This is a genomic window from Cellulomonas phragmiteti, assembly GCF_016862775.1.
Classification (GTDB): domain Bacteria; phylum Actinomycetota; class Actinomycetes; order Actinomycetales; family Cellulomonadaceae; genus Cellulomonas; species Cellulomonas phragmiteti.
Genome location: NZ_BONP01000027.1, coordinates 18247 through 40407, shown reverse-complemented (window position 1 = coordinate 40407; position 22161 = coordinate 18247). Strand labels below are relative to the sequence as shown.

18 protein-coding genes are annotated in these 22161 nt (G+C 73.9%); 2 read left to right on the top strand and 16 right to left on the bottom strand.

All coding sequences use genetic code 11. The features are described 5' to 3' along the window. Positions 1-14 precede the first annotated feature (14 nt). The 6 genes from Cph01nite_RS16555 to Cph01nite_RS16530 all read right to left on the bottom strand — a co-directional run bounded on the left by Cph01nite_RS16555 (position 15) and on the right by Cph01nite_RS16530 (position 8050). A complete protein-coding gene (locus Cph01nite_RS16555) occupies positions 15-767 on the bottom strand; it encodes an alpha/beta fold hydrolase (RefSeq protein ID WP_203675793.1) in 753 nt (250 codons plus the stop codon). Positions 768-835: 68 nt separating this feature from the next. Continuing rightward, positions 836-1708 (bottom strand): HAD family hydrolase, encoded by an 873-nt coding sequence (locus Cph01nite_RS16550; protein WP_203675792.1) that lies wholly within the window; start codon positions 1706-1708, stop codon positions 836-838. Between the two features lie 5 nt (positions 1709-1713). Next, complete coding sequence (locus Cph01nite_RS16545) at positions 1714-2019, bottom strand: Rv1322 family protein (RefSeq protein WP_203675791.1); 306 nt, start codon at positions 2017-2019, stop codon at positions 1714-1716. A 104-nt stretch (positions 2020-2123) separates the two neighbouring features. After that, complete coding sequence (locus Cph01nite_RS16540; protein ID WP_203675790.1) at positions 2124-3572, bottom strand: GH1 family beta-glucosidase; 1449 nt, start codon at positions 3570-3572, stop codon at positions 2124-2126. Between the two features lie 168 nt (positions 3573-3740). Further along, positions 3741-6014, bottom strand: coding sequence for an alpha-xylosidase (gene yicI / locus Cph01nite_RS16535; protein WP_203675789.1), 2274 nt, complete (start codon positions 6012-6014; stop codon positions 3741-3743). Beyond that, the gene (locus tag Cph01nite_RS16530) at positions 6011-8050 is read right to left on the bottom strand and encodes a beta-galactosidase (protein WP_203675788.1); all 2040 of its coding nucleotides are present in this window, start codon (positions 8048-8050) and stop codon (positions 6011-6013) included. The genes yicI and Cph01nite_RS16530 overlap by 4 nt, the downstream gene beginning before the upstream one ends. A 281-nt stretch (positions 8051-8331) precedes the next feature. On the opposite strand from Cph01nite_RS16530, the gene Cph01nite_RS16525 reads away from it, so the two are divergent. Beyond that, positions 8332-9339: a LacI family DNA-binding transcriptional regulator gene (locus Cph01nite_RS16525; RefSeq protein WP_203675787.1), complete on the top strand. Its 1008-nt coding sequence runs from the start codon at positions 8332-8334 to the stop codon at positions 9337-9339. Between the two features lie 32 nt (positions 9340-9371). Here Cph01nite_RS16525 and Cph01nite_RS16520 read toward each other — a convergent pair whose 3' ends face one another. The 3 genes from Cph01nite_RS16520 to Cph01nite_RS16510 form a co-directional block, all read right to left on the bottom strand. Then, positions 9372-10382 (bottom strand): carbohydrate ABC transporter permease, encoded by a 1011-nt coding sequence (locus Cph01nite_RS16520; protein ID WP_203675786.1) that lies wholly within the window; start codon positions 10380-10382, stop codon positions 9372-9374. Continuing rightward, positions 10379-11299 (bottom strand): ABC transporter permease, encoded by a 921-nt coding sequence (locus Cph01nite_RS16515; protein ID WP_239069324.1) that lies wholly within the window; start codon positions 11297-11299, stop codon positions 10379-10381. Before Cph01nite_RS16515 ends, Cph01nite_RS16520 begins: the two co-directional genes overlap by 4 nt. Before the next feature lie 110 nt (positions 11300-11409). Continuing rightward, the gene (locus tag Cph01nite_RS16510; RefSeq protein WP_203675785.1) at positions 11410-13068 is read right to left on the bottom strand and encodes an extracellular solute-binding protein; all 1659 of its coding nucleotides are present in this window, start codon (positions 13066-13068) and stop codon (positions 11410-11412) included. Between the two features lie 336 nt (positions 13069-13404). Between Cph01nite_RS16510 and Cph01nite_RS16505 the strand changes: the two genes are divergently transcribed. Then, positions 13405-16305: a glycoside hydrolase family 3 C-terminal domain-containing protein gene (locus tag Cph01nite_RS16505; RefSeq protein ID WP_203675784.1), complete on the top strand. Its 2901-nt coding sequence runs from the start codon at positions 13405-13407 to the stop codon at positions 16303-16305. A 34-nt stretch (positions 16306-16339) separates the two neighbouring features. Here the strand turns inward: Cph01nite_RS16505 and Cph01nite_RS16500 are convergent, their stop codons facing one another. The 7 genes from Cph01nite_RS16500 to Cph01nite_RS16470 all read right to left on the bottom strand — a co-directional run bounded on the left by Cph01nite_RS16500 (position 16340) and on the right by Cph01nite_RS16470 (position 22161). Continuing rightward, a complete protein-coding gene (locus tag Cph01nite_RS16500; RefSeq protein ID WP_203675783.1) occupies positions 16340-17587 on the bottom strand; it encodes an N-acetylglucosamine-6-phosphate deacetylase in 1248 nt (415 codons plus the stop codon). A 79-nt stretch (positions 17588-17666) separates the two neighbouring features. Then, positions 17667-18110 carry a hypothetical protein gene (locus Cph01nite_RS16495; RefSeq protein WP_203675782.1) on the bottom strand — a complete coding sequence of 148 codons (444 nt, stop codon included), beginning with the start codon at positions 18108-18110 and terminating at the stop codon, positions 17667-17669. Between the two features lie 60 nt (positions 18111-18170). Further along, on the bottom strand, positions 18171-18866 hold the full coding sequence (nucS, locus tag Cph01nite_RS16490) for an endonuclease NucS (RefSeq protein WP_203675781.1): 696 nt from the start codon (positions 18864-18866) through the stop codon (positions 18171-18173). Positions 18867-18894: 28 nt separating this feature from the next. Beyond that, positions 18895-19344 carry a DUF2550 family protein gene (locus Cph01nite_RS16485; RefSeq protein ID WP_203675780.1) on the bottom strand — a complete coding sequence of 150 codons (450 nt, stop codon included), beginning with the start codon at positions 19342-19344 and terminating at the stop codon, positions 18895-18897. Between the two features lie 30 nt (positions 19345-19374). Then, positions 19375-19662, bottom strand: coding sequence for a F0F1 ATP synthase subunit epsilon (locus tag Cph01nite_RS16480; protein ID WP_203675779.1), 288 nt, complete (start codon positions 19660-19662; stop codon positions 19375-19377). A gap of 47 nt (positions 19663-19709) precedes the next feature. Beyond that, complete coding sequence (atpD, locus tag Cph01nite_RS16475; RefSeq protein ID WP_203675778.1) at positions 19710-21194, bottom strand: F0F1 ATP synthase subunit beta; 1485 nt, start codon at positions 21192-21194, stop codon at positions 19710-19712. A gap of 70 nt (positions 21195-21264) precedes the next feature. Further along, on the bottom strand, positions 21265-22161 hold the full coding sequence (locus Cph01nite_RS16470) for a F0F1 ATP synthase subunit gamma (protein ID WP_203675777.1): 897 nt from the start codon (positions 22159-22161) through the stop codon (positions 21265-21267).

The following is a 22161-nucleotide window of genomic DNA, read 5'->3' as shown; positions in this document are numbered from 1 at the left end:
CCGGGTCGGCGGACTCAGGCCGTCGTGCCGTCGGCGCGTCGTGCGAGCTCGACCAGCGCCGTGCGGACGGCGGCGGGGTCCTCGACCGCCGACAGGTGCCCGGCGCGCGGGACGACGACCAGCAGCGCCTGCGTGACCGCCGCCGCCATGTGCTCGGCGGCATCCGTCCCCGTCACGGAGTCCTCGTCCCCGACGACGACCGTCACCGGCCCGTCGAAGGCCTGGAGCACCGCGGTCCGGTCCGGGCGCGCCGCCATCGCCCGCTGGGACCAGGCGACCCGTGCGGGGTCCTGCTCGCCGATCCACGCGCTCACGCGCTCGACGACCTCGGGCCGGGCGGTACGCGTCGTCTCCCCCAGCAGCACCTCGACCATGCCCCGCACGGGGTCGACGGTGCCGGCGGCCTGCACCTCGTCGGCGACGCGCAGCCGCTTCGCTGCGGCGTCGGGGGCGTCGGCGGTCGACTTGGTGTCGACCAGCGCGAGCCCGGCCACGAGGTCGGGGTGCCGCTCGAGCAGCGCCAGCGCCACGTAGCCCCCCATGGAGAGGCCGGCGACCACGGCCGGGCCGCCGCCCGCCGCGCGGATCGCGTGCGCGACGTGGTCGGCCGCGGACTCGAGCGACGGCTCGGGCAGGTCCTCGCCCGCGGGGACCGGCAGGTCGGGGGTGAGCACGTCGCGCGTCCCTGCGAGGTCCGCCGCGACGTCGTCCCACATCCGGTGGTCCAGGGGGAAGGCGTGGAGCAGGACGATCGGGGTCGCGGTCATGCGTCCTCCAGGGTGCGGTCGGGATCCGGGAGCGGCGTGCTCGTCACCGGTGCGCGTCACCGTCGACCCTAGCGAGCGTCGTCCTCGCCCGCGGCCCGGGAGCGCGCCGCGGCGGCGGCACGCTCCAGCAGCACCGCGACACCGTCCTCGGCGTTGGACGGCAGCGCGTGGTGCGCCGCGGCCCGGACGGCCGGGTGGGCGTTGGCGACCGCGAACGCCCGGCCGGCCCACCCGAGCATCGGCAGGTCGTTCGGGGCGTCGCCGACCGCCCACACCTGGGCCGGCGTGATGCCCCGGGCGGCCGACCACGCCGCGAGCGTGGCCGCCTTGGTGACGCCCGGCGCCGCGATCTCGCCCAGCGCTCCCGCCGCCGACGACGTCACGTGCGCGAGGTCCCCGATCACGGCCTGCGCGTCGGCGACGAACGTGTCGGCGTCCTGCGCCCGCCCGGGCGCGCGCAGCAGCAGCTTGAGCGTCGTGGCCGGCAAGACGTCCTCGATGCGCGCCGCGCTCGGGCTGCCGGGCGGCACGTCGTGCTCCGTGACGAACCCGTGCTCGGAGGCGAACCCGTCGGCGCTCTCGGCGGCGAGGTGGACGGCGTCGTCACCCCACGCGGCGCGCAGCCGGGCCGCGACGGCCGCGACGCGGTGCGTGTCCATGCCGTGCTCCTGCAGGACCCGCAGGCCGGCGACGTCGACGACCGACGCCCCGTTGGCGCAGATCGCCACACCGTGACCGGCGACGTGGGGGGCGAGGTCGGCGAGCCAGCGGTGCGGCCGCGCGGTGACGAAGACGACGACCACGCCGGCGGCCTCCGCGTCCGCGAGCGCCCGGGCGGTGCGCGCCGACACGGTCCCGTCCGGGCGCAGGAGCGTGCCGTCGAGGTCGCTCGCGACGAGGCGCACGTCGTCGTCGGGACCTGCCGGGCGCGGACGGGGCACGGCGGTCACCGACGCGTCGGCCCGCGTCGCGTGCGGGCCCCCCAGCAGGCGGTGTGCCAGTGCCGCCGCTCCTCGACGCCGTCGCCGCGCCACGAGTCGGTGCGCCAGGCGACGACGTGACCGCTGCCCGCGGGGACCAGCTGGTCGCAGCCGGGGCAGCGGTACTCGCGGTCCGAGCCGCGCACCTGCTGCACGACCCACTCGCCGTCGGGTCCCGTCTCGGCGCGCCGGCCCCCGCTCGCGCGCTCGACGTCGAGCGGCACGTACGGCGCACCGTACGGTCGGCGCTCGGAGCGGCGGGAACGTGGCACGGCCCCATCCTCCCCGCGGGACGACCACCGCACCAACGGCGCCGCCCGGGACCTGCGGCCGGCGCGCGCACGCGCCGGCCGGCGAGGTCCCGGGCGGCGGGGTGTCACAGGGTCGCGGCAGACTCCGGCGTGGGGACCGCGCCCGTGCGCACCAGCTCGCGGTACCAGCGGGCGGAGTCCTTCAGCGTGCGGACCTGCGTGTCGTAGTCGACGTGCACGACGCCGAAGCGGCGGTCGTAGCCGTAGGCCCACTCGAAGTTGTCGAACAGCGACCAGACGAAGTAGCCACGCACGTCGACGCCCTTGTCCCGGGCCTCGCCGACGGCGTCGATGTGGTCGTGCAGGTAGGCGACGCGCTCGACGTCGTGGACACGGCCGTCCTGCGTGACCGTGTCGTAGAACGCGGCGCCGTTCTCGGTGATCGCGAGCGGGAGCTCGGGGTACCGCTCGTGCAGCTCGAGCAGCAGGTCGACGAGCCCCTGCGGCTCGATGTTCCAGCCCATCGCGGTGTACGGCCCGGGCTGCTTGAGCCACTCGGAGCGGTCCGCACCGACCCACGGGCTGACGACGGACGAGCGGTGGCCGTCCGGGCCGGGCTTGCCGTCACCGACGGGGGGCGTGCCGTCCTGCACCCGACCCGTCGAGTAGTAGTTGACGCCCAGCAGGTCGATCGGGACGCGGATGAGCTCGAGGTCGCCGTCCTGCACGAACGACCAGTCGGTGACCGCGGCCGTGTCCGCGAACACCTGCTCGGGGTAGGCCCCCTCGAGGATCGGACCGAGGAAGACCTCGTTGGCGACCGTGTCGATGCGGCGCTTGGCCTCCACGTCGGCGGGCGCGGGCGAGGCCGCGCGCGTGACGTGCAGGTTGAGGGTGATGGAGACCGGGGTGTCGGCGCCGAGCTCGTCGCGGATGGCGGTGGCGGCCAGGCCGTGCGCGAGGTTGAGGTGGTGGACGGCCGCGAGCGCGGCGGCCGGGTCGGTCACGCCGGGGGCGTGCACGCCGGACCCGTACCCGAGGAAGGCCGAGCACCACGGCTCGTTGAGCGTCGTCCACAGGTGGATGCGGCCGCCCAGGGCGCGGGCGACGACGCGCGCGTACTCGGCGAACGCCACGGAGGTCGCGCGGTTGGTCCAGCCGCCCTCGTCCTCGAGCGCCTGCGGCAGGTCCCAGTGGTACAGGGTGACGACGGGCTTGATGCCCGCGGCGATCAGCCGGTCGACGAGGTCGGAGTAGAAGTCGAGCCCCGCCTGGTTGACCTCGCCGGTGCCGGTGGGCAGCACCCGGGACCAGGCGATCGAGAAGCGGTAGGCCTGCAGGCCGAGGTCCTGCATGATCGCGACGTCCTGCGGCACCCGGTGGTAGTGGTCGACGGCGACGTCGCCGGTGTCACCGTTGAGGACCTTGCCCGGCGTGTGGGAGAACGTGTCCCAGATCGAGGGGCCGCGGCCGTCCTCGTGGGCGGCGCCCTCGATCTGGTAGGACGCGGTCGCCGAGCCCCAGAGGAAGTCGGCGGGGAACTGGCGGCCGGACGGCCTCGTCGTGCTGGTCATGGCTGGGCCTCCGGGAGGTGCGCGGGTGGTCGTGCCGGCGGACCCGTCGGGTCTCGCGCCGCCTGGCGCGGCATCGGTGCCACGCAGATCGAATCGATACGATACACGGGGTGGGACCGCTCCCGCATCCCCCGGCGTCGTCCCACCCCGCGCGCCGGCGCGCTCGGCTCACAGCGTGAGCTCCACCTCCCCGGTCCCGGCGGGGACCTCGACCCGCTGTCCGCCGTCCGGGTGGACCGCCCACGCGCCCGGCGCACCCAGCGCCCGCACGCGGACCCGCGACCCCTCACGCCGCACCTCGAACGTCGCCTCCCCGTCGCCGCTGGGCACCCGCGACGTGGAGCGGTGACCGTCGGGCAGCTCGAACAGGTGCAACGTCACGCCGTCCGCGTGGTCGCGGTCCGGGCGGTCGGCGCGGGCCCCCACGGGCAGCACGGTGCCGGGCCGCACGTAGAGCGGCACCGAGTCGAACCCGTGGCGCTCGTGGACCCACCGTGGCCCCGTCACCTTCTCCCCCGTGAGCAGCGACGTCCACGTGCCGTCGGGCACGTACACGTCCACGTCGCCGCCGGCGGAGAACACCGGGGCGACCAGGAGCGACTCCCCGAGCATGTACTGCGTGTCGACGGTCGCGGCGCCGCGATCCTCCGGGAACTCCAGCACCATCGGCCGCATCACCGGCAGGCCCTCCTCGTGGGCGACACGCCCCGCCTGCGACAGGTACGGCATGAGGGACATCTTCAGACGGGTGAAGCGCCGCGTGACGTCGACGGCCTCCTCGTCGAAGGCCCACGGCACCCGGTAGGAGTCGGAGCCGTGCAGCCGGCTGTGGGAGGACAGCAGGCCGAACGGCAGCCACCGCTTGAAGACCGCGGCGTCGGGCGTCCCCTCGAAGCCGCCGATGTCGTGGCTCCAGAAGCCGAAGCCGGACAGCGCCAGGGACAGGCCGCCGCGCAACGACTCGGCCATCGACACGAACGTCGACTCGCAGTCCCCTCCCCAGTGGACGGGGAACTGCTGCCCGCCCGCGGTCGCCGAGCGCGCGAACAGCACGGCCTCGCCCGGGCCGCGCTCGGCCACGAGCAGGTCGAACACCGACCGGTTGTACAGGTGCGTGTAGTAGTTGTGCATGCGCTGCGGGTCCGAGCCGTCGTGCCACACGACGTCCGTCGGGATGCGCTCCCCGAAGTCGGTCTTGAAGCAGTCGACGCCCTGGTCGAGCAGACCACGCAGCTTGCCCTGGTACCAGGCCGTCGCCTCGGGGTTCGTGAAGTCGACCAGCGCCATGCCCGCCTGCCACATGTTCCACTGCCAGACCGAGCCGTCCGGGTTCTTCACCAGGTAGCCGCGCTCCTTGCCCTCGGCGAACAGGACCGAGCGCTGCGCGATGTACGGGTTGATCCACACGCAGATCCGCAGCCCCCGCTCCTTGAGACGGCTCAGCATGCCGGCAGGGTCGGGGAACGTCGCGGGGTCCCAGATGAAGTCGCTCCAGTGGAACTGCCGCATCCAGAAGCAGTCGAAGTGGAACACGCTCAGCGGCAGGTCACGCTCCGCCATGCCGTCGACGAAGTGCGTGACCGTCGCCTCGTCGTAGCTCGTGGTGAACGACGTGGACAGCCACAGCCCGTACGACCAGTCCGGCACGCGCGCCGGGCGTCCGGTCAGCGCCGTGTAGCGGCGCAGGACGTCCTTGGGCGTCGGGCCCGCGACGACGTAGTACGTCAGCGACTGCCCCTCGACGGAGAACTGCGCGCGCGACACGACCTCCGTCCCGATCTCGAACGACACCCGCTCGGGCTGGTCGACGAACACGCCGTACCCGGCGTCGGACAGGTAGAAGGGCACGTTCTTGTACGCCTGGTCGCTGGCGGTCCCCCCGTCGGCGTTCCAGATGTCGACGGTCTGACCGTTCTTCACCAGGGAGCCGAACCGCTCCCCGAGGCCGTACACGTGCTCCCCGACGCCGAGCGTCAGCTGCTCCCGCACGAAGTGCCGCCCGTCGGCGTCGGTGAGGACGCCCACGCTGCGGGCCATCGAGGACGTCAGCACGCGCCCGTCCGCGACGAACTCGACCGACCAGTCGCCCTCGGTCGCGACGCGCGCCTCCAGCGGACCCGACCGCAGCGTCGCCACCGGCGCGCCGTTGAGCTGCGGCGTCGTGATCTTCACGTCACCGACGCTGCGGTGCAGCTCGAAGCGGGGACCCCGGCCCAGACCGCCCTGGAAGTGCTCGACGGTCACGCCCACCACGCCGTCCATCGGCGAGTGGAACGACACGGTCACGAGGGGCCGGTTCAGGGTGTCGCCGCGCGTGGTGATCGGCGCGGTGGACGCGTAGACGGTGAGGGTGTCCTCGCCGGCCACGACCTCGTCGACGTGCCGCGGGCGCAGCTCGGTGACCCCGGGCAGCAGCTGCCAGTAGCCGTCGGTGAACTTCATGACGTCCTCTCGATCAGAGCCAGTGCACCGTGCGCCGCCAGCGGCACCCGGTCGGCGACGTCCGCGCCGCTCAGCAGGTCGTGCCAGGTGCCGGCGGCACCGTCGAGCTCCACGGCACGCGGCCCGTCGCTCGCGTTAAGGCAGAAGACCACGTCGCCGCGCCGGACGACCTCCACGTCGGGACCGGCGTGGACGCCGGCAGGTCCGGCGACGCCGGCCGCGGCGAGGCACGCAGCCACGACGGCGTCCACGCCGTCCTGCGCGAGCAGCGCCCCGACGTACCAGCCCTCGCCACCGCCGTCGTGGCGCCGGCGCAGCACCAGCGGGCAGCCGTCGAGGTCGCCTCCCTCGACGGTCGCCAGCGCCTCGCCGTCGTCGACCCGCAGCCGCTCCGCCCAGTCGTGCACCGCGACGTCGCCCAGCAGCTCGGACCGCACCCGCACGCCCGCGGGGGGCAGCGGCACCTGCTCCTCGCCCGAGCCGCCGACGAGATCGGCGAACGGGACCGGGAACCGGCCGCGGCGCACGTGCCCGTCGCGGTCGACGACGCCCGAGAACGGCCCGACCAGCAGGACGCCGCCACGCTCGACCACCCGCCGCAGGCCAGGCACGTGGGCGTCGTCGACGAGGAAGAGCTGGGGCGCGACGACGAGGTCGTACGCGTCGAGGTCCGCGCCCGGGGGCACGACGTCGACGCCCACGCCGCGGGACCACAGCGGCCGGTAGTACGCCAGCACCTGCGGCAGCACCCGCAACCGGGTCGAGGGCCCGCCGGGCTCCTCGGCCGCCCACCAGCTCGACCAGTCGAACACCAGCGCGACCCGTGCGGCCACGCGCGTGCCGACGACCTCCCGCAGGCGCACCAGCTCCGCGCCGTGCGCCGCGACGGCGCGGTGCAGCGCGGTGTCCGGGCCTGCGTGCGGCACGAGGGCCGAGTGGAACCGCTCGGCGCCGACGACCGACGCGCGCCACTGGAAGAAGCAGGACCCGTCCGCCCCGCGGGCGATCGCCCGCAACGAGTCCAGCCGCAGCTGGGCCGTCGTCTTGGGGACGTTGTGCGGACGCCAGCTGACCGCGCCGGCCGCCTGCTCCATGACCATCCAGGGGCCGCCGCCCGCGAGGCCGCGCGCCAGGTCGTGGCTCAGGGCGACGCGCACGACGTCCTCGGGCTCGGCGGGGTCCCCGTAGACGTCGTCGGCGACCACGTCGAGGTGGGGGGCCCAGCGCCAGTAGTCCGTGGGCCGGTGGAAGCCCATGAGGTTGGTGGTGACGGGGACGCCCGGCGCGTGCTCCGCGATCACGTCGCGCTGCTCGAGGTACAGGGCGAGCAGCTGGTCCGACGCGAACCGCCGGTGGTCGAGGGTCTGGGTGGGGTTGACGAGATAGGGCGCGGCGCGCGGCGGGACGACGTGCGCCCACTCGTCGTACCGCTGGCTCCAGAAGGCGGTGCCCCAGGCCCGGTTGAGCTCCTCCAGGCCGCCGTACCGCGCCCGCAGCCACCGGCGGAACGCGTGCGCGCAGTGCTCGCACCAGCACACCTGGCCGTACTCGTTGCCGACGTGCCACATGCGGACCCCCGGGTGCGCGCCGTACCGGGCGGCCAGGACCCGCACCACGGACAGGGCACGCTCGCGGTAGTGCGGCGAGGAGGGGCAGAAGTGGTTGCGGGACCCGTGGGACATCCGCACGCCCTCGGCCGTGACCGCCCGGGCGCTGGGCCAGAGCACCCCGAGCCAGGGCGGCGGGGAGGCGGTGGGGGTCGCGAGGTCGACGAGGATGCCGTGCTCGGTGGCGAGGTCGATCACGCGGTCGAGCCAGTCGAGCTCGAACCGGCCCGGGCGCGGCTCGAGCGTCGCCCAGGAGAAGACGCCGACCGTCACCACGTTCACCCCGGCGTCGCGCATGAGGGCGACGTCGTCGTGCCACACCTCGGGGTGCCACTGCTCGGGGTTCCAGTCGGCGCCGTACAGGAGGCCGACGGTGTCGCTGAGGGCGGCCAGCGGCGCACGCGCTCGCGAGGCACGCAGCGTCGTCATCGTGCGGACCCCTTCCCGTCGTGGCGCCGGATGCCACGGTCGAAGCGCTTCGCCAGCCTAGGGCGAGTATCCGTCGTCCAAATGGGCACAAGAACCCCACCCGGACCCGGACAGGTGACCAGGAGGCGGGCGAAGCGCTTGCGTCGCCGGACCCGTCGCGCCACCTGCCCCTGCACCCCGTCGTCCGCCACCGACGGCCCCGGCCTGCACGCTAGGGTGAGCCGGATCGCGCGGTAGGGGCGCTCGTCGTCGAGCGCGCAGCACGTGACGGACGGAGCGACGTGGCGACCACCATCGACGATGTGGCACGGGCAGCGGGGGTCTCGACCTCCACCGTCTCCTACGTGCTGTCCGGCAAGCGGCCGATCTCCGCGCCCACCCGGCAGCGGGTCGAGCGGGCCATCCGGGAGCTCGGCTACCGGCCGCACGCCGGAGCCCGCGCACTCGCGTCCAGCCGCACCAACGTGCTCGCTCTCATGGCTCCCCTGCGCGTCGACGTCAACGTCTCGGTCATCATGCAGTTCGTCACCGGAGTCGTCACGGCCGCGCGCACCTTCGACCACGACGTGCTGCTGCTCACCGCCGACGAGATCGCCGGCATGGAGCGCGTCGCGTCCGGGTCGATGGTCGACGCCCTGGTCATGATGGACATCGAGGCCGACGACCCCCGCGTGCCCGTGCTCGCCGGGCTCAGCCAGCCCGCCGTCCTCATCGGCCTGCCGCGCGACCCCGAGGGGCTGTCGTGCGTCGACCTGGACTTCGACGCCGCCGGCCAGCTCGCCGTGCGGCACCTCGCGCGCCTCGGGCACCGGCAGATCGCGCTCGTCGGGTCGCCGCGTGCCGTGCTCGAACGTCACACCTCGTACGCCGAGCGCATGATCCGCGGCTTCACGCAGGGCGTGGCCGAGGCCGGCGTCGAGGGCCTCGTCGAGCCGTGCGAGTCGTCCTCGACCGGCGCGGTCGACGCCGTCGACCGCGTGCTGACACGGATGCCCGACGTCACCGCGCTCGTCGTGCACAACGAGGTCGCCCTGCCCTGGGTGCTCTCCACGCTGCGCGACCGCGGTCGGCACGTCCCGGACGACGTCTCCGTGGTCGCGGTCTGCCCGCCGGACGTGGCCGTCGGCCAGCCCCTGCCGCTGACGAACATCGACATCCCCGCGCACACGATCGGCAAGGTCGCGGTCGAGATGGCCATGGCGCGCGTCGAGCGCGACGAGCCCGCCGAGACGCGGCTGCTCGCCCCGCAGCTCGTCGAGCGCGCCAGCACCGTCGCCGCGCTGCGCTGAGGGCCGCTCGGCCCCGGGGTGCCCCACGTCCGTCAGCCCTTGATGGCGCCGAAGATGACGCCCTTGGTGAAGTGCCGCTGGACGAACGGGTAGACCACGAGGATCGGCACGATCGCGAGCACCATGACGGCCATCTTCACCGGCAGACCGGTCACGGCTCCTGTCGCGACGTCCACCTGCCCGACGCCCGAGCCCGGGAGCGTCACCCCCTGCAGGACGTACGAGCGCAGGACCAGCTGCAGCGGCCACTTGGCGTTGTCGTTGATGTACAGGATCGCGTTGAAGAACGCGTTCCAGTAGCCCACGCCGTAGAACAGCGCGACCACCGCCACCACGGCCCGGGACATCGGCAGCACGACGCGCGCGAGGATCCGCCAGTCCCCCGCGCCGTCGATGCGCGCGGCGTCCAGGACGGCAGGCTCGAGCCCCATGAAGAAGTTGCGCAGGATGAGCACGTTGAACGCCGAGACCGCGCCGGGCAGGATCAGCGCCCAGTAGGTGTCGATCAGCCCGAGGTTGCTCACCAGCAGGTACGTCGGGATCATCCCGGCACCGAAGAACATGGTGACGAGGAAGACGAACAGCAGCGGGCGGTGCCACAACGAGGACGGACGCGACAGCCCGTACGCGGCCAGCACCGAGACGACGGTCGACAGCACCGTGCCGACCGCGGTGATCCCCGTGCTCACCAGCGTCGCGCGCAGCACGATGCCGCCCGACAGGATCTGCCGGTACGCGTTGAACGTCAGCTCACCGGGGACGGTGACCAGCCCGCCCACGCGGATCGTCTCGGCCTGCGTCGACAGGCTGGTGAGGACCACCGTCCACAGCGGGATCAGGACGGCGAGCACGACGCCCGCCAGGACCAGGAACTTGACGACCGCACCGAGCGGGCTCGCCGGCTCCTCCCAGGGCGCGCGGTGCCGCGAGCGGCGCCGGCGCCGGGCGGCCGCCGCGCGGCCGTCGGCCGTCTGCGCGAGGTCGCGCGGGACGAGCGCGCCGCCGGCGTCGATCTGCGGTGCGTGACCGCTTCCGGTGCTCATGACTTCTGGTACACCCCCGACTCGCCGAAGACGTGCGCGAGCTTGTTGGCGCCGAGGACCAGCGCCAGGCTGACGACGCCCTTGACGAGGCCGGCCGCGGCCGCGAAGCCCCAGTCCCCGTAGATGACGCCCTGGTAGTAGACGAACGTGTCGATGACCTCCGCGACGTCCGCGCCGACGGCGCCGCGCTGCAGGATGAGCTGCTCGAACCCGACGGTGAGCGCGTCGCCCAGGCGCAGGATGAGCAGCAGCACGATCACGGGCCGCAGCGCCGGCAGCGTGATGTGCCACATGCGGCGCCACCGGTTCGCCCCGTCGACCGCCGCGGCCTCGTACTGCTCGGGCGAGACCGTGGACAGGGCGGCGAGGAAGATGATGATCCCCCAGCCCGCGTCCTTCCAGACCGACTGCATGGTCAGCAGGACGAGGAACGTGTCGGGGTTGGTCATGAGGTCGAAGCCCGACCCGAGCCCGGCGTCGCGCAGCGTCTGGTTGATCAGGCCGGCACCACCGAAGATCTGCTGGAAGATCGTGACGACCAGCACCCACGAGAAGAAGTGGGGCAGGTAGACGATCGACTGGATCGTCGTGCGGATCTGCGGCGTGATCACGCTGTGGAGCAGCAGCGCCAGGACGATGGGGACCGGGAAGAAGAACACGAGCTGGAACGCGGTGATGAGCAGCGTGTTCTGCACCGCGTCGATGAACAACGGGTTCGAGAAGACGCGCTCGAAGTTGGCCCAGCCGACGAACGGGCTGCCCAGGAACCCCGTGTACGGCGAGTAGCTCTGCCACGCGATGACGTTGCCGAGCATCGGGACGTACGCGAAGACGCCCAGCAGCAGCACGGCCGGCAGCACCATCACCAGCAGCGCGCCGTCGCGCCGCAGGCGCGTGCGCAGGGAGAGACGACGCACGGGTGGCGACCCGCGGCGGGACCGCGCGGACGTGCCCGCGGGATCCCGGACAGGGTCCGGCGCCGCGGCGGCTCCTGCGCCGCCGCGGCGCACGATCTGACCGATGCTCGTCACTGCGCGTCCAGGATCTCCTGGTAGAACGTCCGCAGCTCCTCGCCGCCGGACGCGCGCCAGGTCTCGACGGCGGCGTCGAGGTCGGCGAGGGACTTGCGGCCGCGCGAGATGTCCTTCTCGAGGTCGGCGAACGGCTGCCCGATCGACGCGTACTGCGAGGGCTCGACGATCTGCTGGGCGTAGAACAACGGGTCCGCAATGTACTCCGCGGCCTTCTGCTGCCAGGTCGACGACGCCTCGACGAACCCGGGGTACTGCACGCGGGTGTTCGCGATCGGGCCGTCCACGAGGAAGATGTAGGTCGGCTGCAGCTCCGTCGCGGCGAGCGCCGTGGGTACCGGCAGGCCGTCGTCGCCCCGGGTGTAGTGGACGCCCTCGACACCGTTCTGCACGAGGTCGAACTCCGTCGTGCCGAAGGGCGCCGCGAGCACGTTCGCGAGCGCCAGCAGCTCGGTGATCCGCGCCGCGTCGTCGCTCTTCTTGAGGAACGAGAAGATGTTGGCCGGGTTGCCCTTCCACAGCACGGGCGTCCCGCCGTCCGCGGCGAACGGGTCGAAAGGCTGCTGCCAGTAGCCGGGGTTGCTCGCGAGGTTGTCCCGCAGCGCCTCGTGCCACGCCCCGAGGCCGTCGCTCATGATCAAGGACGACCCGGACTGGAAGCGCGTCTTGGCCTCGCCGCTGTTGTCCGCGACGGCGTCGGGGTGGACCGAGCCCGACGCGAACAGCTCGGCGTTCCACGCCAGCGCCGCGCGGTACTCCTCGGTCTCGACGCGGTGTACGAGCCGGTCGCCCTCGAGCCGCCACTTCGGCGGCACGGCGTGCATGGCGGCGGCGGTGACCCACAGGTCCTCGGCGCCCCACCGGCCGCCGCCGGTGAGCTCCGCGGCGAGGTCCAGGAGGTCCTGGCCGGTCCGCACGTCCGGTGCGATACCGAGCTCCTCGAGGACGTCCTGCCGGTAGAACGTCGCGTCGGTGATGATCTCGCCGGGGAACGGCAGCCCGTACAGGCGTCCGTTGAAGACGCAGAACTTCCAGGCGTCCGTCGGGATGTTCGCGAGGTTCGGGTAGTCCTTGACGCGGTCGCCGCCGAGGTGGTCGGTCAGGTCCTGGAAGAGGTTGGGCACGATCTCCGAGCCGAAGCGCGGCGGGATGTTCCAGGTCGGGATGCACACCCAGTCCGGGACGTCCTTGGCGGAGGCGAGCACGGTGGCGAGCTTGTCGCCGTAGGTGTTGCCGTCCGTGATCTGGAACTCGATGCTCGCGCCCAGCATCTCGTTGACGGCCTCGTAGTACTGGTTGCCGTCACGCGGCGGGATCGTGCCCCACAGGGGCGTCATGGCCGTGAACGTGGAGCCGCTGCCCGGGGGCTCGGGGACCGACTGCACGAGCTCCGTGGGCAGCGTCGCGAACCCGGGGGTCGAGCCGTTGACGCCCGGGAAGTCGGGTTCGACGTAGTCGACGGGGACGTACGTCGGCAGGACTCCGGCGGCCGGTGCGGCGCCCGGGGCGACGGCAGGGGGCGCGTCGCCCGAGCTGCACGCGGTGAGCAGCGACGGGACCCCGGCGACGGCGGCGCCCGCGGCGACCATGCCGAGGAACGACCGGCGACGGACCGGCAGGTCCCCGACCCGCCCGGCAGTGGTGGTGGTGTTCATCAGCGCCCTTCACTCCCTCGTGGATGTGGACGTGCTGTGGTGCTGCGGCGGAGCATCGGGCTCGTGACGGGTCCTCGGTGACCCGGCCGGCACTCCCGCAGTCGAAGCGGTTCGATTTCGTTCGCCTTCGAGAATCTAGGGCATGGCCGCCGAATCAGGCAAGACACCCGCGACAACGCACGGAAGGTTGTCAACGCGGGACGATTCGACCACCATGTCTGACCGAGGGACTCGTGTCGATGCGTCGAAACGGTTCGACCTCGATCGACCTGGATCGACGCCGACCACCCACGACACGAGCCCGCACGCCCCCGGACGACGACGACGAGGAGCGACGTGGCCCACGACGTCCCCGGCACCACCCCTGCGCCCACCCCCGCACCCGCCTCGGCACCCGCGGCCTCCGCGGCACGGCCCTGGCTCGACACCGGCGCCCCGGTCGCCCAGCGCGCCGCCGCCCTGCTGGCGGCGCTGACGCTGCCCGAGAAGCTCTCCCTGCTGCACCAGCACGCACCGGCCGTCGACCGGCTCGGCCTGCCGGCGTTCCGCACCGGGGCCGAGGTGCTCCACGGCGTCGCCTGGCTCGGCACCGCCACTGTCTTCCCGCAACCGGTCGGGCTCGCCGCGACCTGGGACCCCGACCTGCTCGAGCGCGTCGGGGCGGCCGTCGGCACCGAGCTGCGCGCCAAGCACGCCGCCGACCCGAGCGTCTCGCTCAACGTGTGGGCACCCGTCGTCGACCCGCTGCGGCACCCCGCCTGGGGGCGCAACGAGGAGGGCTGGTCGAGCGACCCTCACGTCACGGCGTGGCTGGCCACCGCGTACGCCCGCGGGCTGCGCGGCGACCACCCCGTCTACTGGCGCACCGTCCCGACGCTCAAGCACTTCCTCGGCTACGACAACGAGACGGACCGCGCCGTCACGAGCACCCAGCTGCGCCCGCGCGTGCTGCACGAGTACGAGCTGCCCGCCTTCCGCGGGCCGGTCCGGGCCGGCGTCGTCGGTGCCGTCATGCCGTCGTACAACCTCGTCAACGGACGCCCGGCCCACCTGTGCGGCGAGCTGCTGGACGAGCTGCGCTCGTGGACCGACGCGTCGCTGCTCGTGGTCTCCGACGCCGCCGCACCGGGCAACGTCGTGACCTTCCAGCGGTACCACGCCGACCACGTCACCTCGCACGCCGCGCTGCTGCGCGCCGGCGTCGACTCGTTCACCGACAACGACTCCGACGCGGGTCCCACGCTCACCCGCCTCACCGCCGCCCTCGAGCGCGGCCTGCTCGCCGAGGCGGACGTCGACCGCGCGGTGCTCCGCCAGCTCGAGCTGCGGCTGCGCACCGGCGAGCTGGATCCCGACCTGGACCCCTGGCGCGTCGGCCCCGACGCGATCGACCTGCCCGAGCACCGCGCGCTGGCCCGCGAGTCCGCCGCGCGCGCCGTCGTCGTGCTGGAGAACGACGGCGTCCTGCCGCTGGCCCCCGACGCGTCCGTCGCGGTGGTCGGACCGCACGCCGAGCGCGTGCTGCACGACTGGTACTCGGGCACCCCGCCGTACCTCGTCGGGCTGGCGACGGCCCTCCGGGAGCGGCTCGGCGAGCGGCAGGTGCTCGTCGCCGACGGCGCCGACCGTGTCGCCCTGACGTCCACCTCGACCGGCCGGGGGGTGCGCGCGCTGGCCGACGGCACCCTGGTCGCCGACGCCGACGCCGACGCCGACGCGCCCGCGGCGCACGACGTCACCGACTGGGGCGACGGCCTGCTCACGCTGCGGGACGTCGCCCGGGACCTGCTCTGGAACGGCGGCGCCTGGGTGGTGCGTGCCGACGCGACGCGCGTCGGCGGGTGGGTCGCGCAGGAGTCGTTCCGACGCCGGCAGCACGGCGACGGCACGTGGTCCCTGCAGCACGTGGCCTCCGGACGCTGGGTGCGCGTGCAGCACGACGAGGCCGGCACGCTGGTCGCCGAGGCCCACGACGTCGCCCACGCCGAGCGCTTCGCGGTCGACGTCCTGCGCGACGGCGCCCAGGACGTCGCACGCGCCGCGGCCGCGGCCGACGTCGTCGTCGTCACCGCGGGCAACGAGCCGCACCTGCATGGCCGGGAGACCGAGGACCGCCCGCACCTGCACCTGCCCGCGCCCCAGCTCGCGCTGTGGCGCGCCGCACGCACGGCACACGCGCGCGCCGTCCTGCTCGTCGTCTCGTCCTACCCCTACGTGCTCGACGACGCGGTGCAGGACGCGCCCGCCGTCGTCTGGTCCGCGCACGGCGGGCAGGAGCAGGGGCACGGGCTCGCGGACGTGCTGCTCGGCGACACCGAGCCGACGGGCAGGCTCGCGCAGGAGTGGCCCGCGGACGCCGAGCAGGCCGGGGACCTGCTCGACTACGACATCCTCGCGACGCGGACGACCCCCTGGTACGCCCCGTCGCCGCCGCGGTACGGGCTGGGACACGGCCTGACGTACGGCGACGTCGAGTACGTCGGGCTGCGGCTCGACGCCGGCCCGGGCCCCGTGGGGCCCGACGACGAGGTCCTCGCGCACGTCACCCTGGCGCACTGGGCCGGCCGCCGGGCGCACGAGCTGGTGCAGCTCTACGTCAGCGCGCCGACGCACCGGCTGCCGTACCCCCACCGGCTCCTCGCGCACACGCGCACGGTCGTGGATCCCGGGCAGCAGGTCGAGGTCGCCCTGCCGGTCCGCGTCGCGGACCTCGCCGTGTGGGACGTCACGCGCGACCGCTGGGTCGTGGAGCCCGGCCGGTACACGCTCAGCGCGGGACCGTCGAGCGCGCGCGACGCGCTGCGGGTCGGGCTCGACGTCCAGGCGGACCCCGTCCCGCCGCGCGACCTGCGGTCCGTGCCCGTGCGGGCGGCGGACGCCGACGAGCTCACCGGGGTCGACCTCGCGGAGACCACCCCGGCCACGGGCACGTGCGTCCAGGTGCGACGGGGCCGGGCCGCGGGTGACGTGCTGCTGCGGGACTGTGCGGTCGCCGGCGCCGTCGAGCTGGAGGTCACCGTCGCCCGCACCCGCGCGGGCGCCGCGTCCGTGGAGGTCCTCGACGGACCGGCGGGTGCGGTGATCGCGCGCGCGCAGGTTCCCGCCGGCGGCGGCCGCCACGACTGGTGCACGGTCCGCGTCCCGTGGGCGGCGCCCGGCGGCGCGGCCGGGAGCGTGCAGGACGTCCGGCTGCGGCTCGTCGGCGCGGCGCGGCTGGCGACGGTCCGGCTCGTCTGAGCGGGCCCCGGCCCGGTCGGTCGACCCAGGCCGGTCAGGCGACCCAGGCCCCCGCGCGCGCGACCCGGACAGGCCGCAGGTCCCCGCTGGTGACGAGGAGGTCCGCACGACGCCCGGGCACGAGCGCGCCCACGTCGGGCCGGCCGAGGACCTGCGCCGGGGTCGCCGACGCCGCCCGGACGGCGTCGACCACCCGGACACCCGCGGCGACGGTCGCGCGCACGACGTCGAGCAGGTGGGCGACGCCGCCGGCGATCGCCCCGACGTGCACGGTGCCGTCCGGGGCGTGGGCCAGCAGGCGGGCGACGCCGTCGGCCACACGCACCGCCTTCGGCCCCAGCCGGTAGTCGCCGTCCGGCATGCCGGCCGCCGCCATGGCGTCCGTCACGAGCACGGCACCGTCCGGCCCGACGAGGTCCATCACCGCCCGCACGGTGCCGGGTGCGAGGTGCGTGCCGTCGGCCACGAGCTCGACGACGAGCTCGCCGCGGGCCGCCGCCGCGAGGCAGGCCGCCACCGGGCCCGGGTCGCGGTGGTGCAGCGGCCGCATCCCGTTGAACAGGTGCGTCGCCGTCGGACGGGGGCCGCGCGCCCGGGGCGACGTCGCGAGCAGGTCGAACGCCCGCACCACCGCCGCCTCCACCTGCTCGGCCGACGCGTCCGTGTGCCCCACCGATGGCAGCGCACCCGCCTCGACCAGCGCGCCGAGCACGTCGTCGCCGCCGTCGGCGACCCCCGGGACCTCGGGCGCGAGCGTCATCGTCCGCAGGTGCCCCCGTGCCGCCGCGGCGATCTCCCGCACCAGGTCGGCATCACCCGCCAGCATGTCGTCCGGGCTCTGCGCGCCGCACCGCGCGCGGGACAGGAACGGGCCCTCGAGGTGCAGGCCCGCCACCACGCCCGCGTCGGCGGCATCGGCCAGCAGCGCGGCACGGGCCAGCAGGACCTCGCGCGGGGCCGTGACCAGCGACGCGACGAGCGTCGTCGTGCCGTGCCGCAGGTGCTCCGCCGCGGCCCGGCGGACGTCGTCGGGGCCGGTCGCGTCGGGGAAGCTCGCGCCGCCGCCGCCGTGGCAGTGCAGGTCCACCAGGCCCGGCAGCACGTGCGTGCCCGGCGGGGGTGCGGGGGGCAGCGCCGCGGCCGGCACGTCGCCCGCGGCGCCGACCCAGACGACGAGCCCGTCCCGGACCGCCACGACGCCGTCGAGCACCACGGCCGTCGGGGTGACGACGTCACCGCGGACGAGCAGAGCACCGCTGAGATCGGGCAGGTCGCTCACCATGCGCACATCATCGCGCAGGAGCCACGACGCGCACCGGGACCTGCCGGCCCGACGGCGTCCGGCTCAGCGGTCGTCCGGCTCAGCGGTCGTCCGGACGCCCGGGCACGTCGCGCGCGTCGCGCCGCCGGGCGACGAGACCCGCGACCGTGCCGCCCACGATCCCGCCGACCGTCGGCAGCCCGACCATCTCCCACGCGAGCGCCGGACCCAGCTGCCACGGCCACGCCGCGAGCAGCACACCCGTCAGCGCCGTGCCGACCGCCGCGCCCCCCACGAGCCCGAGGGCGGTGTAGAGCCCGGGCGAGGAGCCGAACCGGGCGAGGACGGCGCGCGCCAGGACCACCAGGGGCACGGCGCAGAGCACCGCCGGGCCCGCCGCGTACAGCAGCCACAGGGACGGGACGGTGACGACCGGCGAGCCGGGCCCCTGCGCGAGCAGGATGCCCACGGCGCGGACCAGCCACACCGTCAGCACGGCCGCCACGACGCCGGCCACGGCCGGTGCCGTCCAGAGCCGGATCACGCGCGCCCGCCGCGGACGGGCCGACCGCGCGTCCCCGCGACGGTGCTGGGCACGGCGCCCTCAGAACAGGCGCGAGTCGACGTCGTCGACCCCGCGCATCGCGTCGTAGTCGAGCACCAGGCAGGAGATGCCGCGGTCGACCGCGAGCACGCGCGCCTGCGGCTTGATCTCCTGGGCCGCGAAGACCCCGCGCACCGGCCGCAGCAGCGGGTCCCGGTTGAGGAGGTCGAGGTAGCGGGTCAGCTGCTCGACACCGTCGATGTCACCGCGCCGCTTGATCTCCACCGCGACCGTGCCGCCGTCGGGCGCCTTGGCGAGGATGTCGACCGGCCCGATGGCGGTCGGGTACTCGCGCCGCACCAGCGTGTGCCCGGAGCCCAGCAGGGCGATCTGCGCCGCGAGCAACTCCTGCAGGTGCGCCTCGACGCCGTCCTTCACCAGGCCCGGATCGACCCCCAGCTCGTGGGCCGAGTCGTGGTGCACGTCGAACAGGTCGATGACGAGGCGGTCGTCGGACTTGGCGTGCTGCACCGTCCACACCTGGGTCACACCGGCGGCGGCCTGGTCCGCGTCGGGCTCCGCCACCGCCAGCGAGCAGGGCGGGCTCATCCAGTTCAGCGGCTTGTACGAGCCGCCGTCGGAGTGCAGCAGCACCGACCCGTCGGCCTTGACCACGACCAGCCGGCGCGCGCGCGGCAGGTGCGCCGACAACCGACCCGTGTACCGCGCGGCGCACTCCGCCACCACCAGGCGCATGTGCGCTCCTCCCGATCTGCTGCGGACCTCAGATGACCTTGCCGACCCGGGACGGCGTGGCCTCCAGCCACGACGTGAAGCCGGCGTAGGCGTCTGCGGACATCTGCAGCCGGATCTCGCGGGGACCACCCCCGGACGACGGGACGACCCGGCAGTGTGCCACGACCGCCTGGGGGCGCCCCGGGACCGGCGGCAGGACGGTGCGCTCCAGCACGACGATGCTGCTGCGCGACCACGTCCGCGCCGGCCGCGGCATGATCGACGACCGCCGCCACCAGTAGAGGGTCACCGCCCCGTACTGGCCGACACCGCGCGCCGACGACGCGGCGCCCGCGGCGTCACCCTCGACGAGGAGGCACGAGAACGACCCCACGCGACGCGACAGCGCCCGGGTCCGCGAGAGCCAGACGGCCCCGACGACGCCGACGAGGAGGACCGACGACGCCACGAGGACGGCGAACCACGCCGCACCGCTCACGCCGCGACCTCCACGTCGCCGTCCGCCGCGTCAGTGCCCGGTCGCGGCAGCCGTGGTCGCCTTCGCGACCGAGTCGACCACCACCGTGACCTGGTCGGAGTCGACGGACATGAAGCCGCCGTCGACGTGCCAGGACAACGTCGCGCCACCATCGACCGGGACCACACGGACCGCGCCGGGGCGCAGCACCGACAGCAGCGGCGTGTGCCCCGCGAGGATGCCGACGTCACCGTCCGCCGCCGGTGCCGACACCTGGCGCGCGGACCCGGACCACACCTTGCCGTCCGCCGCGACGACGTCGACCTCGAGCTGTGCCACCGTGCTGCCTCCTGTGTGCGTGGGGTAGGTCGTCCGTGCCCGAGGGCTCAGACGCCGTACTCCTTCTGGATGCGGGCCCAGTTGCGCTCGAGGTCCTCGAGGCCGCCGATGTTGAAGAAGGCCTGCTCGGAGATGTGGTCGAACTCCCCGTCGGCGATCTTCTTGAACGCCTCGACGGTCTCGCTCACGGGCACCGTCGAGCCGACGACGCCGGTGAACTTCTCCGCCATGTAGGTGTTCTGGGAGAGGAACTGCTGGATGCGGCGCGCGCGCGCGACGATCGTCTTGTCCTCCTCCGACAGCTCGTCGACGCCGAGGATCGCGATGATGTCCTGGAGCTCCTTGTTGCGCTGCAGGATCGACTTGACCCGCGTCGCGACGTCGTAGTGCTCCTGGCCGACGTACCGCGGGTCGAGGATCCGGCTGGTCGAGGCCAGCGGGTCGACGGCCGGGTACAGACCGCGCGAGGCGATCTCACGGCTCAGCTCCGTGGTCGCGTCGAGGTGCGCGAAGGTCGTCGCCGGCGCGGGGTCGGTGTAGTCGTCGGCCGGCACGTAGATGGCCTGCAGCGACGTGATCGAGTGACCGCGCGTCGAGGTGATGCGCTCCTGGAGCTGGCCCATCTCGTCCGCGAGGTTGGGCTGGTAGCCCACCGCGGACGGCATGCGGCCGAGCAGCGTGGAGACCTCGGAGCCCGCCTGCGTGAAGCGGAAGATGTTGTCGATGAACAGCAGCACGTCCTGCTTCTGGACGTCGCGGAAGTACTCCGCCATCGTCAGCGCGGACAGGGCGACGCGCAGACGCGTGCCCGGCGGCTCGTCCATCTGGCCGAAGACGAGGGCCGTCTTGTCGAAGACGCCCGCCTCCTCCATCTCGACGATGAGGTCGTTGCCCTCACGCGTGCGCTCGCCGACACCGGCGAACACCGAGACACCGCCGTGGTCCTGCGCGACGCGCTGGATCATCTCCTGGATGAGGACCGTCTTGCCGACGCCGGCACCGCCGAACAGGCCGATCTTGCCGCCCAGCACGTACGGGGTGAGCAGGTCGATGACCTTGATGCCCGTCTCGAACATCTGCGTCTTGGACTCGAGCTGGTCGAACGCCGGGGGCTTGCGGTGGATCGGCCAGCGCTCGGTGATCTCGAGCTTCTCGCCCTCGGCGAGGTTGAGCACCTCGCCGATGACGTTGAAGACGTGCCCCTTGGTGACGTCCCCGACGGGCACGGAGATCGGCTGACCCGTGTCGCGCACCTGCGCACCACGGACCAGGCCGTCGGTCGGCTTGAGCGCGATCGCCCGGACCAGGGAGTCGCCGAGGTGCTGCTCGACCTCCAGGGTCATGGTGAAGCCACCGGCGGCCTCCCCCTCGCCCTGCGTCGAGAGGTCGATGTCGACCTCGAGCGCGTTGTAGATCTCCGGGATCTGGTCCGGCGGGAACTCGATGTCCACGACGGGCCCGATGACCCGCGCGACCCGGCCGACGCCGGGCGTGCCGGTGGCGGCCGTCGCGTCGACGGTGGTGGCGGTCATGTCTGCCTCGCTTCGCTCGTCCGGGCCGCTGGGCCGCCCGGCTGGGGTCGGTGTCGTGCTGTCGTGCGTGTCAGGAGGACGCGAGCGCGTCGGCTCCCGACACGATCTCGCTGATCTCCTGCGTGATCTCGCCCTGGCGCGCCTGGTTGGCCAGTCGCGTGTAGGTGCGGATGAGGTCCTCGGCGTTGTCGGTCGCGGTGTGCATCGCCCGCTGGCGCGCGGCGAGCTCGGAGGCCGCCGCCTGCAGGAGGTTCGCGTAGATGCGCGTGCGCACGTAGCGCGGCAGCAGCGCGTCCAGCACCTCCTCCGGGCTGGGCTCGAACTCGTACAGCGGCAGCGCGTCGTGCTCGCCGACGGCGGCGACGCCCTCCACGACCTCGAGCGGGAGCATCCGGATCACGCGCGGGCGCTGCGTCACCATGTTCACGAACTGCGTGAACACGACGTGCACCTCGCCCACGCCGCCCTCCTCGACCGGCGCGGTGAACGCCGCGAGCAGGGCGTCGGCGATCTCGTCGGCGATCTGCGGCGTCGGGGCGTCCGAGAAGCCCGTCCACTGCCCCGCCAGCTCGCGCTGCCGGAACCGGTAGAACGCCACGGCGCGCCGTCCGGCGACGTAGAGCGCGACCTGCTTGCCCTCGCCCTCGAGCCGCTGGACGAGGCGCTCGGTCTCCCGGATGACGCTCGCGGAGTACGCGCCCGCCATGCCGCGGTCCGACGCGACGAGCAGCACGGCCACCCGCGGCACGTCGTCCCGCTCCACGAGGAACGGGTGCGACACGTCGGAGTGGGTCGCCACGGCCGACACCGCACGCGTGATCGCACGGGCGTACGGCGTCGCCATGGCCACGCGGTCGCGCGCCTTGCCGATCCGGGACGCCGCGATCAGCTCCTGCGCACGGAACATCTTCTTGAGCGACTGGGTGCTCTTGATCCGCGCCTTGTAGATGCGCTGCTTGCCCGCCAT

Coding starts and splice junctions, on each gene's coding strand:
- yicI (WP_203675789.1), bottom strand. CDS start 6,014: ATGAAGTTCACCGACGGCTACTGGCAGCTGCTGCCCGGGGTCACCGAG.
- Cph01nite_RS16500 (WP_203675783.1), bottom strand. CDS start 17,587: ATGGTGAGCGACCTGCCCGATCTCAGCGGTGCTCTGCTCGTCCGCGGT.
- Cph01nite_RS16470 (WP_203675777.1), bottom strand. CDS start 22,161: ATGGCGGGCAAGCAGCGCATCTACAAGGCGCGGATCAAGAGCACCCAG.
- Cph01nite_RS16555 (WP_203675793.1), bottom strand. CDS start 767: ATGACCGCGACCCCGATCGTCCTGCTCCACGCCTTCCCCCTGGACCAC.
- Cph01nite_RS16520 (WP_203675786.1), bottom strand. CDS start 10,382: ATGAGCACCGGAAGCGGTCACGCACCGCAGATCGACGCCGGCGGCGCG.
- Cph01nite_RS16510 (WP_203675785.1), bottom strand. CDS start 13,068: ATGAACACCACCACCACTGCCGGGCGGGTCGGGGACCTGCCGGTCCGT.
- Cph01nite_RS16540 (WP_203675790.1), bottom strand. CDS start 3,572: ATGACCAGCACGACGAGGCCGTCCGGCCGCCAGTTCCCCGCCGACTTC.
- Cph01nite_RS16530 (WP_203675788.1), bottom strand. CDS start 8,050: ATGACGACGCTGCGTGCCTCGCGAGCGCGTGCGCCGCTGGCCGCCCTC.
- nucS (WP_203675781.1), bottom strand. CDS start 18,866: ATGCGCCTGGTGGTGGCGGAGTGCGCCGCGCGGTACACGGGTCGGTTG.
- atpD (WP_203675778.1), bottom strand. CDS start 21,194: ATGACCGCCACCACCGTCGACGCGACGGCCGCCACCGGCACGCCCGGC.